The sequence below is a fragment of the Flavobacterium flevense genome, assembly GCF_900142775.1.
Lineage (GTDB): Bacteria > Bacteroidota > Bacteroidia > Flavobacteriales > Flavobacteriaceae > Flavobacterium > Flavobacterium flevense.
The window spans coordinates 398,159-414,304 of record NZ_FRCC01000002.1 but is presented as its reverse complement, the minus strand read 5'-3'; the positions used below and the strand labels follow the sequence as shown (position 1 = coordinate 414,304).

Below are 16,146 nucleotides of genomic sequence, written 5' to 3'. Positions count from 1 at the left end.
TGTTTTAGAAAACTAAATTAAATAAAAAAGCCTTCAATACAAATTAGAATTGAAGGCTTTTTATTTTTATAGAGAAGATTATTTCTTTTCTTCTGTTTTTGGTTCTTCTTTAGCATCATCAGCTTTAGCCGAAGACTTGTATTTGTCATTCAAAGCTTTGATAATTTCCTTAGTAATATCATATTTTTCTTCAGCATATAAAATAGATGCTGCGTCACCAGTTCCATAGATATAAGCATATCCTTTTTCTTTTCCGTAATCTTTGATGAATTTTTTAACACCGTTGATTAATGTATCCATTTCTGCACCGCTTTCTTGTTGCAATTGTTGTGCTAGTGCTTGTTGAGCATAACCTAATTGTTGCTCTCTTTTTTGCAATTCAGCTCCTCTTTTTTGAGCCCATTCCTGACCATTAGCCTGTGCTTGGGATTGAAAATTAGCTGCATCTTGTTTAAAGCGATTGATTTCAGCTTCTAATTGTCTTCCTTTTTCTTCTGATTGTGCTTTGTACTTCGCTTCAAGATCTTTTGCTTCTGTGTACTCTTTCATCAATTCCGAAGTATCTACATAAGCGGTTTTAAATTCTTTAACTTCTGCAGTTTTGTTACAAGCAACAACTGAAATAGAAATTGCGATTATTAATAGAACTTTTTTACTTGTCTTAATAATATTTGTTTTTTGGTATTCGTGAATCATTGGTTTCATTTTGAACTAAGTTGTAATTAAATAAATGTGTGTATGAGCAAAAATATAAAAAAATAGACAGCATCCTAAAAAACACTGAAAAAATGGCTAAATTTTAAACTATTTAATTTTATTATGATTAAATATAATTCTATAAGTTAAATTTATAAAAAACGAAGTAAATAAATTGCAAATAAGTTAAAAACTGTAAAAACTCAAGTTCTATGTCCCTAAACTAGTAAAAAAGGCTTTAAAATGGCTTAAAATGCGTTTTAGTTGTTTTTTAAGACATAGATATGTGAGGAATACTCGAAATTGCGCTTAGCTTTCCAATTTGACTGTAATCCAACAAAAAAAGCTTTCAGGAAATTCATTTTTCCATTTTTATATTTTTCAGATAACAAACTCACATAAAAAGAATCAAATTTCATCGGAAGTACTTTTTCTAATTTTATAACTTCTTTTTGAAAAAGAGTCTGAATGGCTTTTTTTGAAAAATGCCAAAAATGAATGGGTACATCATAAGCTGCCCAAAATTCTTTGTAATAATTGGCATCAAAAGATTTAAAATTAGGAACGGCAACTATTAAAGTTCCCGATGGTTTCAATAAACGTTTTAATTCTTTTATTTGAAAATCCAAATCAGGTACATGTTCTAAAACATGCCACATCGTAATCACATCAAAAGAATGGTTTTCTAAAGCTGCTGTGTTTTCTACAAAAGAAATTCCTTTGTTAATTGCAATTCCTTTAGCTCTGTCGCTGGGTTCAATCCCTACTGTTTGCCAACCGTCATTTTTAGCCACCGTTAAAAAATCACCGGTACCTGCTCCTATATCTAAAATGCGACCTTTAGCAGTTTGCTCTGAATTGATTAAATTTAATTTGTTTTTTAAAGCAATACCTTTTACAAAATGATAGGCTTTTTCAAATAGAGAACGTTTATTATCGGTGTGGGAAATATAATCTTCGCTTTCGTAATATTTACCCAAAACATCTAAATCAGGTTGCGGATGCGTTATTAACATATCCAATTCTTCGTCATGATACAATTCGAAAATTTCCTTAGAAACAGAATGATCTTTTACCGTAAGGAAATGCTTTTTATTTGAAATATCCATTTTATAGTGGTCAGTGGTCTGTTTATAATTGTCAGTTAAAATAATTGACAAAAAAATATTTAAAGTTTTTGGTTCAATTTTGAGTTTTGAAAAAGTTCTAAAAACTCTTTTTTCCAGAAATAGCAATACTTCCAAGAGTAGTTTCACGTGGAACAATTAAAGTTTGAGGTTAGAAATTAGAGGTTAGAAGTGTTAACTACAAACCTCTAACTTCTAACTTCCCACTTCTAACTTCAAATTATCTTCCCATATAAATCAATAATACCGAAATATCACTGGGCGAAACTCCGCTAATTCTTGAAGCCTGTGAAATAGTAACCGGACGAATTTTATTCAATTTTTGTTTAGCTTCAATTGACATCGATTTGATTTTATTATAATCAAAATCAGCAGGAATTTTTACATCTTCTAATCGGGTTAACTTATCAGCATTATTTCTTTCCTTTTCGATATAACCGGAATATTTAACCTGAATTTCTGCTTGTTCCAGAATTTCTTCATCCAAATCATTTTCGGCAACATAATTTTGAACTTTTTCAAACTTAATCATATCCTCTAAATCAATTTGCGGACGAGAAAATATTTTAAACATTTTATCTCCTTGAGAAATCGCAGCCGTTCCTTTTTCTTCTAAAATAGGATTTGTTTCTGCAACTGAAACAGAAGTTTCTCTAAAAAAAGCAACCATCTTTTCCGACTCATTTAGCTTGCGTTCCATTCTGCGCAAACGAGCTTCAGAAGCCAAACCTATTTCGAACGACATTGGAGTCAATCTAAAATCGGCATTATCCTGACGTAATAACGTTCTGTATTCTGCACGAGAAGTAAACATTCGGTAAGGCTCTTCGGTACCTTTAGTAATTAGGTCATCGATTAAAACACCAATATAAGCTTCGTCTCTTTTCAAAATCAACGGAGCTTTTTCATGCACTTTTAAATGCGCATTAATTCCTGCCATCAATCCCTGAGACGCGGCTTCTTCATATCCTGTAGTTCCGTTAATTTGTCCGGCAAAATACAAACCTTCAACCAACTTTGTTTCCAAAGTATGTTTCAATTGTGTAGGCGGAAAATAATCGTATTCGATAGCATATCCTGGTCTGAAGAATTTTACCTTTTCAAAACCTGCTACCGAACTCAACGCTTTGAACTGAATATCTTCAGGAAGTGAAGTTGAAAATCCATTTACATAAACCTCACAGGTATTCCATCCTTCCGGTTCAACAAATAATTGATGACGCTCTTTATCAGCAAAACGATTGATTTTATCTTCGATAGAAGGACAATATCTTGGACCGAGACTTTTAATTCTTCCATTAAACATTGGAGAACGGTCAAAACCTTCTCGCAAAATATCATGAACATCAAGAGACGTATAAGTCATGTGACAAGAACGCTGATGCGTTAACGGAGAAGTCAAATCAGAATAGGAAAATTTAGATGGCTTTGCATCTCCTTTTTCCTCATTCATTTTTGAATAATCGAGCGAACGACCATCCACACGAGGAGGCGTTCCCGTTTTCATTCTTCCTGCTTCAAAACCTACTTTAATTAAATCTTCGGTAATTCCGTGAGCAGCACTCTCTCCTGCTCTACCACCACCAAATTGCTTTTCGCCAATATGAATCAATCCATTTAGGAAAGTTCCATTAGTCAACACAACAGATTTTGAACGAATTTCAACCCCTAACGAAGTCGTAATTCCTTTAATCTTTCCGTTTTCAATTATCAAACCTTTGACCATCTCCTGATAAAAATCAAGATTTGGAGTTCCTTCTAACATCATTCTCCACTCTTCAGCAAAACGCATACGGTCGCTTTGAACACGCGGAGACCACATTGCAGGCCCTTTCGACTTGTTCAACATTTTAAATTGGATTGCCGTTCTGTCAGAAACAATTCCTGAATATCCACCAAGCGCATCAATCTCACGAACAATCTGTCCTTTTGCAATTCCGCCCATCGCAGGATTACAGGACATTTGTGCAATGTTTTGCAGGCTCATTGTAACCAATAATGTTTTCGATCCCAAATTTGCAGCCGCTGCCGCAGCTTCAGAACCTGCGTGACCAGCACCCACAACAATTACATCATACTCTTCTAAAAACATTTAATTTCTTATTTTAGATTTAAACTTTTGGCTTACGCCAAATTCAAAATCATTATTTTTATATATCTGTTCCACGTGGAACATTTAATTCAAAATGCATAATTTCAGATTGTTTTTTTTAAAACAAAAAAATGTTCCACGTGAAACAATTAATCCAAAATCATGTTTTCACAACCACTACTGTTCCACGTGGAACATAGCGATTTTTTCATCTTCTTTAGAGCGCATTAAACGTTCGCTCTCTTCATCTTTATCTTTATATCCACAATAGTGAAGCACACCATGAACTAAGACACGTTTTAATTCCTCTTCGAAAGAAACATTAAAATCAGCAGCATTATCCTGAACACGTTCAACAGAAATAAAAATATCTCCGTTTAATTCATTCCCCATAGTATAATCAAAACTAATAATATCAGTAAGTGTATCGTGATTTAAGTATTCAAGATTAATTTTATGCAAATAATCATCATCGCAAAATATATAATTAATCTCTCCTTCTTTCTTCTTTTCAGAAACAATTACAGCAGATAACCAAGAAGCTATTGCTTCCTCATTCTCTAAATTAAAGTCACTTTCGTAGTTAAAATTTATCATTTTGTTTTAAAATATTCTTGAACCTTTCGGTTAAAATTGGAGCGCAAAGGTAATGATTGTCTGTTTAATATCTCTATGCTATTTAAATATTCTAATAAGCTTTGAGGAAGCGCTCTTGATTGATTATTAAACTCCTTGTTATTTGTTTCAGATTGTCTTTTATTTTCTTCTCCTTGTTGCTTAATAGCATTGTTCAATTTTAATAATTCCTGCTTTATATTCATCACTTTTTGAAGCGTTTCATTCTTAAAACCTTTGTTTAATAATTGCTTCTCTAACTGTTTAATTTGTTCCAAAGCACTTTGTCCGGCATTACCCAAACCATGCTTTTTTAATTCGCTATCTAAAGCATCGCGCAACTCCTTTTGCTGTTTGTAAATTTCCATAATAGCTTTAGCATCTCCTTCTCCATCTTGACCGTTCTCACCTTGTTGACCGTTTTCTTTGCCATCTTTACCTTCTTTTCCATCCTTAGAGTCTCCCGGCTTCATTCCTTGTTTCATTTTATCACCTAAGGATTGCTGTTTAGAAATAATATCCGGCAATTGCATTCCCTCACCCTGACCGGGTTTTGGATTTCCCTCACCCATAGACGACAAAGACATTTGCATATTATTTAAAATTTCACTTAAAAAATCACCCAATTTATTAGCTGAAGCAACAGCATATTGTTGATGAGAGGTGCCCTTTCGTAGTTGAGAATCGGTTAAGTTTTCTAATGCTTTATCGATGTTGTATTGTACATTGCCTACTTCTTTTGTAATGTCTTCTGTCATTTTAGGATTACGCAAAGACATAGCAAACAAACTATCATCAACATGTTTGAACTGAATTCGTAAATCCTGTTGTAATTTAATGTTCTTATTAAAAGCAGGAGAAGCAGGATTTAGAGATTTAAAACGCAACATTACTGATTCCTGAGAAAGCGAATAAGCCAATAAATTATCTAAAATCTGACGCAGCATTTTTACATCTTCTTCCATTTGTTCCATCTCAGCACCTTCCATTCCCTGTTCCATTTTTTTGGACATAGCCTTCATTTTTTTAGAAGCATTCTTTTGATTTGGTTTTGCTTTAGCAGTATTATTGTTTTTTAATTCATCCGAAGCTTTCTTTAAATCTTCATCAATACTTTTTTCTGAAACATCTTCATTAGGGATATCAAGAGGCGATTTTAATTCTTTATTTTCCTTTTTCAAATCATCTAATTCTTGTTGGATCTTATCGAAATCCTTATTTATTTGCTGCTGATTTGAAAGCTGATTTTCTTTCTCATTCTCCGAAAGTTTATCTTGCTTATCAGCTAATTTTTCTAATTTGTCAGCCAGTTGTTCCGCCTTTTTCTGAACATAATATTTCTTAGTCAGTTCAACAAGCTGTTGCAGATTTTTAACTTGGTTTTTACTCTTTTGTTTGAACTGATCTAATTTATCAAGTAAATCTTCGTTCTTCATTTTATCATTAAGGGTTTTTAATTCCTCTAAAAGTTTTTTGTTTTTTTCAATCTCTTCATTGCTGTTATCAATGCGCTTTTCTAATTCTTTTTTAAATTCATCATCACTTTTAGGTTTAGATTCATCTAAATTATTTTTCATTTTATCCATGAAATTACGCATCATTTCATCTTGTTTTTTTTGTTGCTGGATAAAATCTAAAACTTTTTGTTGATCCTTAAATTCAAAATTTTCTTTTTCTTTTCCTGATTTCTGAAGTTTATCCAATTGAGAAAACTGCTTGTCCTGCTCTTTTAAAGATTTTTGCAAACCCTGAATATTATCTGTTTGTTGCTGAAGAATCATATCCTGTTTTTCGACGGCTGTTACAATTCGATTAGAAAAAATAGCAGATTTTGAACTTTTAAAATGATGCAAAACGTCATTATCAAAAACTTCAAAATAATAATCATACGTCACCCCTTCCTTCACTGGAAGATTAGCGGGAAAAGAAAAAACAAACTGATCATAAATTCCAGGCTTAATCGCAATTGTTCCACGTTTGGCAGTAGCCGGTTTATTCGCCTCATAGTATACAACCTGCAATTGGCGTAAGCCATAATCATCACTTATTTTACCTAAAAGATAGTTAGTAGCCAGCTTTAAAGTGTCTGGCGCCTGGTTAACTGTAATGTTTGGGAACTGATCTTTAACAATAGAGAGCTGATAATTGAGTTTTTCAAAGTTAGCAACAGATTCATTAGAAGTAATTATTTGATAATCTGTACTTTCCATGATGTTTTTAGCTAATAAAAAGCTATTTTCTGATTTGTCAAACGAGAATTGTGCTTTAGAATCAACATATTCTACTTTTTGGGTAGCCTGCGTACTTATTTTCCAGGTCACTTTAGTTCCTTCGGGAATAATTGCATTTCCGGTTCCTTTGACTATCTCAGGTTTTCTGTTTAAATGCGATGGAAAATTTAATTGCATTTCGAAATTTAAAATAGACGGAACAGCAATCACTTTTAATTGATATTCATTGGAAGAAACTGAATTTCCTTCTATATGAAAAGAAACATCCTGACTAAGTTTTTCAATCTTAAATTGAAATTCACCCGGATTAGTATTTTCCATAAAATAACTTTCATTATTTATAAAAATCATGGCATTTTCAGGAACAACTTTTCCATTGGTTTTTACTTTTACAATGAAATCTTTGTTTTGTTCTGTTTGTAAATTTTCATTTAAAAGCACAAATTCAAAAGGTGCCGGAGGCAAAAAAACAGCATTGAAATGAACAATTCGATTTAAACTTTGCGTAATGATTCCTTTATTTCCTGAAAAATAAAAAGCAGCAAATAAGAAAACCGGAATGATGGCTAATGGCAGATATTTTTTATTCGAATTAAAATTTACTGCATTTGTAAAAGGAATGGGTTGCAACGCATTTGCTTTTTGCTCAATAGAAGCCAATAATAATTCAGATCTATCCGAATTATTTTCAGGATTTGAAAGCTGAATAAAATTAAGCAACTTATCCTTTACATCAGAAAAATGATTCCCGATTATCGAAGATGCTTCGTTGTAATCAATTCCTTTTTTGAATTTCAACAATTTAAAAACAGGAAATAGAATAAAACGAAAAAGCAAAATGACTTCTACTCCAACGAATGTCCAAAATAAAATAGTTCTTCCTATGGGTTTTAACCAAAGAAAATATTCAATAAAAAGGGTAAAAAGAAAATACAATAATCCTAAACCAATAAAGAAAACTACGCCACGTATCAGTTCGTTTAAATAATACTTTCTAATAAAAGCTTCTAGTTTTTGATAAATAAAATTGGAACTATTCAAAATATTTTTACTTTTTAATAACCCATAAAAGTAGTAATTATAACATTATCAAATTCAATGAGAATAACTATATCAATAAAATCAACAGCTTATTATTGAAAAAATTCTAACTTCTAACTTCTGACTTCTAACTTCTATTTATCTTTGTGGTAAAATTTATAAAAAATGTCAAACCCAATTCGTGTGCGTTTTGCACCTAGTCCAACGGGACCTTTACATATAGGCGGAGTTCGTACTGCCCTGTTTAATTATTTATTTGCCAAAAAAAATGGCGGAACTTTCTTTTTAAGAATTGAAGATACTGACCAGAGCCGTTTTGTTCCCGGAGCCGAACAATATATTATGGAAGCGCTGGAATGGTTAGGAATCGCTCCTGATGAAACTATTGGAAAAAATGAAAAATTTGGTCCTTACCGTCAAAGCGAAAGAAAAGAATTATACAAACAATATGCAGATCAATTGATCAATTCCGGTTGGGCATATTATGCATTTGATACTCCGGACTCATTAGATGCTTACAGAAAAGCTGAAGAAGAACAAGGGAAAACATTTATTTACAATCATACTAACAGAGAAAAACTAGATACTTCTTTAGTTATTTCAGCAGATGAAACAGCACAGAGAATTGCTAACGGAGAACATTATGTGATTCGATTTAAAACTCCGGTTGATGAAATTTTACATTTAAAAGATATCATTCGTGGTCATGTAAAATTTGAAACCAGTCTTTTAGATGACAAAGTTTTGTTTAAAAGTGACGGAATGCCAACTTATCATTTGGCTAATATTGTAGATGATCATTTAATGGAAACTACACATGTCATTCGTGGTGAAGAATGGTTACCATCCATGCCATTACACGTTTTATTATATCATGCTTTTGGCTGGCCAGCTCCTGAATTTGCACATTTACCTTTGATTTTAAAACCTGTGGGAAACGGAAAATTATCAAAACGTGATGGAGATAAATTAGGATTTCCGGTATTTCCATTAGAATGGAAAACAGAAGAAGGAATTTCATCCGGATACAGAGAAAATGGATTTTTTCCGGAAACTGTGGTGAACTTCTTAGCTTTATTAGGCTGGAATGACGGAACCGATAAAGAATTATTTTCGCTAGAAGAATTAGTAGAAGCTTTTGATTTAAACAGAGTTCACAAGGCTGGAGCCAAATTTGATCCGGAAAAAAACAAATGGTTCAATCACCAATATTTAATTAATAAAAACGATGCGGAATTAGCAGAAGCCTTTGCTCCTATTGTTAAAGAAAAAGGATTTACTACTTCAATTGAAACAATAACAAAAATTGTTTCACTAATTAAAGAAAGAGCCCATTTTGTGACTGAATTTTGGGATTTAAGTGATTTCTTTTTTGTTGCTCCAACAGCTTATGATGAAAAAGCAAAGAAAAACTGGAAACCGGAAACACCAGCTTTAATGCAGGAATTAATTTCTGTTCTTGAAGAAATCACCGATTTTACTTCAGTAAATATTGAAAGTATTGTAAAAGACTGGATGACTAAAAACGAAATAGGAATGGGTAAAATAATGCAGCCTTTCCGTTTGAGTCTGGTTGGTGCATTGAAAGGTCCTCACCTGTTTGACATTGTGGAACTCATTGGAAAACAAGAAACAATTTCAAGAATTCAAAAAGCAATAGCTACTTTGTAAATAAACACAAAGTTCACAAAGAAGGCACAAAGTTTACTGTTAATGGTAAACTTTGTGCCTTCTTTATTATAGATCTATGATGTGCTTTTATAAATAAAGAATAACATTTCCATTAAGAATCCCGGGATTTCCTTTAAAATTATAACCCGGATTTTTAGAATTCAAACTACCCAACATATTCGAAATTCCGTATTGATACGAAACATTCAATCTAAAATGCTTCACTCCTGCTGTAATTCCAACGGTGGGATAAAAATTAAATTTAGAAATATCCACAATGTCTTTGGCTAGTAAAGTAGTTCCGGAAATCACATTGTTTTCTTTCCCAGATTCTACTTTAAATTTTCCATTAACCTGAACTAAAGGACCAAACTCAAACGATAAATGATTTTCGATCAAAATATAACTCAATTGTAACGAAATTTGTGCGGATGGTAATTTATAATTCACATCTTCTTTCCCAAAAACCAATTGGTCTGTTGCAACCGAAAAGTTATTTTCTGAAAATTGAATGGCATACACCATATCCCAATTATCATAAAAATTTCCTCTTACCGACAAACCTGCATTCCATCCTGTTTGGGGTTTAGTTTCAAAATTATCGGTATTTAATGTAAACTGATTTACTCCCGCGCTAATCCCGATTCTGTTAGAATCGCGATAACCATACTGAGCAAAACTAAATGCTGAAACTAAAAGGAAATAAAAAGTTAATGTTAGCTTTTTCATAATAAGGATTTTAAACAGCCACAAACCTAAAGTTTTTTTGTAATTTAACAGATATTTTTTAACTAATTTATAAACTATGAACATTCCTCTTATTTTTTTGGTATTTATTGCGCTCTTTATTTTCCTTTCCTCTTTCTTCACAGTCAAACAACAAACGGCTGTAATTGTGGAACGTTTTGGAAAATTTTTAAGTATTAGACAATCGGGACTTCAACTTAAAATTCCTTTGATTGATAGAATTGCCGGACGCGTTAATCTTAAAATCCAACAACTGGATGTTATTATTGAAACGAAAACTAAAGACAATGTTTTTGTTAAACTAAAAGTTTCTGTTCAGTTTATGGTAGTTAAAGAAACGGTTTATGATGCTTTTTATAAATTAGAATATCCACATGATCAAATTACTTCTTATGTATTTGATGTAGTTCGTGCTGAAGTTCCAAAATTAAAATTGGATGATGTTTTTGAACGAAAAGACGATATTGCTGTTGCTGTAAAAAGAGAATTGAATGAAGCAATGACTACTTATGGTTATACTATTATCAATACCTTAGTGACTGATATTGATCCGGATATTCAGGTAAAAAATGCGATGAACAGAATTAATGCTGCTGACAGAGAAAAAACTGTAGCCGAATTTGAAGCGGAAGCATCCAGAATCAGAATTGTTGCTAAAGCTAAAGCTGAGGCTGAAAGCAAAAGATTGCAAGGTCAGGGAATTGCTGATCAAAGACGTGAAATTGCCCGTGGATTAGTAGAAAGTGTAGATGTATTGAACAGAGTTGGAATCAATTCGCAGGAAGCTTCTGCCCTGATTGTGGTAACACAGCATTATGATACTTTACAGGCCATTGGTGCTGATACTAATTCTAATTTGATTTTATTACCCAATTCTCCACAAGCAGGAAGCGAAATGCTTAATAATATGGTGGCTTCATTCTCAGCATCTAATCAGGTGGGCGAAATGATGAAGAAAAAGAACAAGATTTCACCTAAAAAAGAACAAGATAAATTAAAAGAACCTGAAGATACATCAGATGAAAATGATGAAAACAATGAAATATAAAAATACATAAACAAAAAAGAGGCCTAATTGCCTCTTTTTTTATTGATAAACCAATTTATAACAATTGGTATCAATAATCTAAATATCGTTGCTGAGGAGCTAAAAAAAGTGCTTTTTACAGTATCTAAAACATTAGAAGCTATGTTTAAAACGGAAAAGCTTTCTTTTATTTTTTGAACGCTTAAAACTAACTTTTGATAACTGATTTCTTTTTCAACTTTCAAAATTTCTAATTCGCTATCAATTTGAGCATAAGAGGAATATTTTTTAGTTTGCTGCATAATTAGTCATTAAAAAAGATTTCTGAAAATTTCTCTAAAATTGGTCCTTCCACAATTTTATCTTTCACAAGAAACAATAATCCTGTTATTAGCAGATAAATTAAACCAACACTCAGAAAACCATAGGCAAAACTACCTAAATAAGTACTAAAAGCAAATGCCAATGCTACGGAACAAAATAATAAAACCATACAAAAACAAAGCAAAATTAAGGTAAACTTAAAAATCATTGTTGTTGATTTCATAGCCATCTTAAATGCTACTAATTTATAATAAGAAAGATTCTTCTCAATATAATCCTTAGCCTGTTCCTGAATATTCTCTGAATGTTCTTTTAATTCATCAAAAGCCATAATTGTTTATTTCGATTTTATAAAGAAATTAGTTTTTATGAAGTTTAGCATTTTGTTGTTTTAAATCGGCTAATTTTTTTTCTAAAAATGTAATTACATCTTCTGTTTTGTAACTCATATTAGAAAGTAAATCTTCATAAGTTCCTTCTAAATCAACTTTTGCATTAGCTAATTTAGATTTCATTTCTTTCTCAAGATCTTTATATCCGTCTTTTATTTTTTTTCTGGTTTTGTCTCCTTTATCCGGAGCAAACAAAATTCCCAATACAGCTCCTATTGCAGCACCACTTGCAAGAGCTATTAACGTTTTTCCTGTACTACTTGCCATAATTGTTTTTTTTAAGTTTCCTTAAAGATACTAATTAATTTTCAAATTTATTCTTAAGGGATAGTTATAAAAATTTGGATTTAGATCTTTTAATAGCTTTTTAAATTAATTGAATTAAAATAAGCTTCTAAAATGGATAAAAAATAGAAAAAGGTATTTAATGTAGCAGTATTTTTTAAAATCGCTTAAAAACAAAATACAGAAGTCGTTTTTAATTTATAAATATTATCGTTTTATAATAAATAATAGTTTTTTACAATAATAAAAAAAAGCGCTGATTAAGGCGCTTTCTATAGTTATAACTTATTTAAAAATTGTTCGATAAATTCTTTTTCTCTTTCGGTAGAATTTTTAGGAGGATTAGCTTCTAATTTTAAAATTTCTTCTCTAAAAGTATTTTTAAATTCGGAATCCAATTCTAAATGGTATAAATTTAAAATTGTTCTCGAACGAACAAAAGTAGATTCACTTCTCAATGACATTGTAAATAATTTATGCAAATCTTCATTATCATAATCAGACACTTTTAAAGGAGCATATTTCAAAATCAAATTGGCAAACAACAAAGAGCTTTTATTATTATTGATGTTTTTCTTGAATGAATTTTGCAATAAACTATAATTAGAAATTCCGGATAAGGTCTCTCCTATTGCATTTCTAATAGCATTTCGCTCTTCTCTTGTACCCACTTTAAAATATTTATTAATGTCTTTTAAAGCATTATTGATACTATTACTGTCTTTTTTTCCTTTTTCTTCCCAGGCGTCTTTCAATCCTACGGTTTTATTAAAGACTAATTTAGAAGCAGTTGAATCTTTATCAACATTAAAATAACCCAAACGCTGAAACTGAAATTTATCTCCCGGAGCTGCTGTTTCCAGACTTGGCTCTACAAATCCTTTTATAATAGAAAGTGAATTTGGATTCATAAAATCAAGAAAATTTTTCTCTTTATGACTGTCTGGTGCTTCATCAATAAACAATCTGTCGTATAGACGCACTTCGGCTTCAACGGCATGCTGTACCGAAACCCAATGCAAGGTTCCCGCTACTTTACGTTTAGAGGCTTCGCTCCCGCTTCCGCTCAATGAATCAGTATCATAAGTTACCTGAATTTCGGTAATCGTACCATTTTCATCTTTACTAACTGATTCTGCTTTAATAATATAAGCATTTTTAAGACGCACTTCATTCCCTATACTTAATCGGAAAAATTTTGCCGGAGCTACTTCTAAAAAGTCTTCTCTTTCTATATAAAATTCTTTAGAAAAAGGTACTTTTCTAAAACCGGCACTTTCATCTTCCTGATTATTTTCGGCATCTAATAGTTCTACTTTTCCGTCAGGATAATTAGTAATAACCACTTTTACAGGATCTAAAACAGCCATAACACGAGGTGCTGTTTTATTTAAATCATCACGTAAACAGAACTCTAAAAGAGAATAATCAATGATATTTTCCCGCTTAGCAACTCCAATATTTTCACAAAATTTTCGAATAGAAGCTGATGTATATCCTCTTCTTCTCAAACCTGAAATAGTAGGCATTCTGGGATCATCCCAACCATTTACTATATTTTCCTGAACTAATTGTAACAGTTTTCTTTTGCTCATAACCGTATAATTCAGGTTTAAACGCGCAAATTCATACTGATGGGGTCTTACTTTATTAGTATCATAAATCTGGTCTAAAAACCAATCGTATAATTCACGGTGCATGACAAATTCTAAAGTACAGATAGAATGTGAAATTTGCTCTAAATAATCACTTTCACCATGGGTATAATCATACATTGGATAAATACACCAATCGTTTCCTGTTCTATGGTGTTCTTTATGCAAAACACGATACATAATTGGGTCACGCATTAGCATATTAGAAGAAGCCATATCAATTTTAGCACGCAAAACATGAGTTCCTTCTTCAAAATCACCGTTTTTCATTCCTTCGAATAAAGCTAAATTTTCTTCTACAGAACGATTTCTGTACGGACTATCAACACCTGCCTGACTTGGTGTACCTTTTTGTTCCGCCATCGCTTCAGACGATTGACTGTCAACATACGCTTTCCCATTATTAATTAAAAGAATAGCCCAATCATACAACTGTTGGAAATAATCAGAAGCATATAATTCCTTATCCCATTGAAAACCCAGCCATTGCAAATCTTCTTTGATAGCATCTACATATTCCTGCTCTTCTTTTGCAGGATTTGTATCATCAAAACGAAGATTTACCGGAGCATTATATTTTAGTCCCAAACCAAAATTCAGACAAATAGATTTAGCATGTCCAATATGCAAATATCCATTAGGTTCAGGCGGGAAACGGAATCTTAATTTATTTTGCGGAAAACCATTAGCTAAGTTTTCTTCGATAATTTGTTCTATAAAATGCAGTGATTTTTCTTCAGTTGACATAATTTTCTTTATTGAATCACAAAGGTAAAAAAATAGATGATAGTTAATAGCCTTAACGATAATAGACTTCGAATTATATTTATTAGTATTTTTGTATAAATATTGAAAGTTATGAGACAAGTTACAGTTACAATTCCAGATGAATATTATGAAAATTTAATTCAATTTTTAAAACCAATTCCTGATACAATTATTGATAACAGCCAAGAAGAATACAATAAATCAATAGAAAAAATGGTTTTGGAACGAATTAAAAATGCTAAACCTGAAGATTATATAAGTTGGGAAGAATCTAAAAAAAGATTAGATGCAAAATGGCTTAAATAATTTCAGAATTATTGTATTTAAACGTGCTGAATTAGAAGTTGATGAAATATCTGAATATTATGAGTCTATTACAACAGGATTAGGAGTAAAATTCTATACTGAATACAGAAATCATGTAAATACTTTAAAAAGAATACCTTTTTTTGAAATAAAATATGAAGAAATTCGAAAACTACCTTTAAAAAAGTTTCCATATACTATTCATTTTTACAATTAATGAATTTGACAAAATTGTATCCATCCAAGCTGTAACTTGTGACTACCAAAATCCTGAAAATACAAGATTAAAATTATAACATGGAAACTATCAAATTAAAAAATATTAGAACTTTTTCCTATCACGGATGTCTGGTTGAAGAAGGAAAAATAGGTTCAGACTATGCTGTTGACTTAGAAATTAAGGCCGATTTACAACAATCTACACAATCAGATAATTTAGCAGATACTGTAGATTATGTTCATTTAAATAGAATTGTAGTCCAAGAAATGGCTATCAGATCTGAATTATTAGAACATGTTGCTAAAAGAATTAATACCAGAGTGCTTGCTGAAATTCCGATGGTAATGAAAACAATTGTTTCGGTTTCTAAACTAAATCCACCTATTGGTGGTGATGTTGAATCAGTTACCATCGTATTAAAAGAAAGTAGAAATTAAATTCTAAATTTTAAATAAATCCCAAATTCTAAATAAAATACATAATTGTATTATTTTGGAATTTGGGATTTGCTTATTCTATTTTTTATACTACCTTTGCAGTCCATTAAATAAATGGCGTCGTGGCCGAGCGGCTAGGCTGGGCTCTGCAAAAGCTCCTACTCCGGTTCGAATCCGGACGATGCCTCTAGAACCTTCAAGGAAACTTGGAGGTTTTTTTATATATCATTTTTAGAAAAAATGAAGTAAAATTTAGGTTCGAATCCGGACGATGCCTCAAGAACCTCTAAAGTAATTTAGAGGTTTTTTTATGTCTAATTTTTAAGAAAAATTAAGTAAAGTTTAGGTTCGAATCCGGACAATGCCTCTAAAACCTTCAAGGAAACTTGGAGGTTTTTTTATATATCATTTTTTCTAAAAATGAAGTAAAATTTAGGTTCGAATCCGAACGATGAATCTAAATCTTCAAGGAAACTTGGAGTTTTTTTATGTCTGATTTTTAAGAAAAATTA

15 protein-coding genes and 1 tRNA gene are annotated in these 16,146 nt (G+C 31.5%); 6 read left to right on the top strand and 10 right to left on the bottom strand.

Translation table 11 applies throughout. The features are described 5' to 3' along the window. Positions 1-78: 78 nt before the first annotated feature. The 5 genes from BUB89_RS04995 to BUB89_RS04975 all read right to left on the bottom strand — a co-directional run bounded on the left by BUB89_RS04995 (position 79) and on the right by BUB89_RS04975 (position 7,802). Positions 79-696, bottom strand: coding sequence for an OmpH/Skp family outer membrane protein (locus BUB89_RS04995; RefSeq protein WP_073243019.1), 618 nt, complete (start codon positions 694-696; stop codon positions 79-81). A gap of 260 nt (positions 697-956) precedes the next feature. After that, positions 957-1,805, bottom strand: a complete 849-nt coding sequence (locus BUB89_RS04990) for a class I SAM-dependent methyltransferase (RefSeq protein ID WP_073243017.1) — start codon at positions 1,803-1,805, stop codon at positions 957-959. Between the two features lie 238 nt (positions 1,806-2,043). Continuing rightward, the gene (mnmG, locus tag BUB89_RS04985; protein WP_073242565.1) at positions 2,044-3,915 is read right to left on the bottom strand and encodes a tRNA uridine-5-carboxymethylaminomethyl(34) synthesis enzyme MnmG; all 1,872 of its coding nucleotides are present in this window, start codon (positions 3,913-3,915) and stop codon (positions 2,044-2,046) included. Positions 3,916-4,092: 177 nt separating this feature from the next. Then, positions 4,093-4,512: an rRNA maturation RNase YbeY gene (ybeY, locus tag BUB89_RS04980; RefSeq protein ID WP_073242563.1), complete on the bottom strand. Its 420-nt coding sequence runs from the start codon at positions 4,510-4,512 to the stop codon at positions 4,093-4,095. Further along, the gene (locus BUB89_RS04975) at positions 4,509-7,802 is read right to left on the bottom strand and encodes a DUF4175 family protein (RefSeq protein ID WP_073242561.1); all 3,294 of its coding nucleotides are present in this window, start codon (positions 7,800-7,802) and stop codon (positions 4,509-4,511) included. Before BUB89_RS04975 ends, ybeY begins: the two co-directional genes overlap by 4 nt. Positions 7,803-7,967: 165 nt before the next feature. Between BUB89_RS04975 and gltX the strand changes: the two genes are divergently transcribed. Then, a complete protein-coding gene (gltX, locus tag BUB89_RS04970) occupies positions 7,968-9,473 on the top strand; it encodes a glutamate--tRNA ligase (RefSeq protein WP_073242559.1) in 1,506 nt (501 codons plus the stop codon). 87 nt (positions 9,474-9,560) lie between these two features. On the opposite strand, the gene BUB89_RS04965 is transcribed toward gltX, so the two are convergent. After that, the gene (locus BUB89_RS04965; RefSeq protein WP_073242557.1) at positions 9,561-10,202 is read right to left on the bottom strand and encodes an outer membrane beta-barrel protein; all 642 of its coding nucleotides are present in this window, start codon (positions 10,200-10,202) and stop codon (positions 9,561-9,563) included. 76 nt (positions 10,203-10,278) lie between these two features. Between BUB89_RS04965 and BUB89_RS04960 the strand changes: the two genes are divergently transcribed. Continuing rightward, positions 10,279-11,268: an SPFH domain-containing protein gene (locus BUB89_RS04960; RefSeq protein WP_073242555.1), complete on the top strand. Its 990-nt coding sequence runs from the start codon at positions 10,279-10,281 to the stop codon at positions 11,266-11,268. 23 nt (positions 11,269-11,291) lie between these two features. Here the strand turns inward: BUB89_RS04960 and BUB89_RS04955 are convergent, their stop codons facing one another. The 4 genes from BUB89_RS04955 to BUB89_RS04940 all read right to left on the bottom strand — a co-directional run bounded on the left by BUB89_RS04955 (position 11,292) and on the right by BUB89_RS04940 (position 14,650). Then, positions 11,292-11,549 (bottom strand): DUF6327 family protein, encoded by a 258-nt coding sequence (locus tag BUB89_RS04955; protein WP_073242553.1) that lies wholly within the window; start codon positions 11,547-11,549, stop codon positions 11,292-11,294. Between the two features lie 2 nt (positions 11,550-11,551). Further along, positions 11,552-11,902, bottom strand: a complete 351-nt coding sequence (locus tag BUB89_RS04950; protein ID WP_073242551.1) for a competence protein — start codon at positions 11,900-11,902, stop codon at positions 11,552-11,554. A gap of 28 nt (positions 11,903-11,930) precedes the next feature. Continuing rightward, positions 11,931-12,230, bottom strand: a complete 300-nt coding sequence (locus BUB89_RS04945; protein ID WP_073242549.1) for a YtxH domain-containing protein — start codon at positions 12,228-12,230, stop codon at positions 11,931-11,933. 296 nt (positions 12,231-12,526) lie between these two features. Next, complete coding sequence (locus tag BUB89_RS04940) at positions 12,527-14,650, bottom strand: glutamine--tRNA ligase/YqeY domain fusion protein (RefSeq protein ID WP_073242547.1); 2,124 nt, start codon at positions 14,648-14,650, stop codon at positions 12,527-12,529. 111 nt (positions 14,651-14,761) lie between these two features. Here BUB89_RS04940 and BUB89_RS04935 point away from each other — a divergent pair, with 111 nt between their 5' ends. From BUB89_RS04935 to BUB89_RS18075, 4 genes are all read left to right on the top strand, one after another. Then, positions 14,762-14,977, top strand: coding sequence for a hypothetical protein (locus tag BUB89_RS04935; protein ID WP_073242545.1), 216 nt, complete (start codon positions 14,762-14,764; stop codon positions 14,975-14,977). Further along, complete coding sequence (locus BUB89_RS04930) at positions 14,958-15,194, top strand: hypothetical protein (protein ID WP_073242543.1); 237 nt, start codon at positions 14,958-14,960, stop codon at positions 15,192-15,194. The genes BUB89_RS04935 and BUB89_RS04930 overlap by 20 nt, the downstream gene beginning before the upstream one ends. Positions 15,195-15,274: 80 nt before the next feature. After that, positions 15,275-15,634 (top strand): dihydroneopterin aldolase, encoded by a 360-nt coding sequence (gene folB, locus BUB89_RS04925; protein WP_073242540.1) that lies wholly within the window; start codon positions 15,275-15,277, stop codon positions 15,632-15,634. 116 nt (positions 15,635-15,750) lie between these two features. Continuing rightward, a tRNA-Cys gene (locus tag BUB89_RS18075) sits at positions 15,751-15,821 on the top strand. The last annotated feature ends 325 nt before the right edge of the window (positions 15,822-16,146 follow it).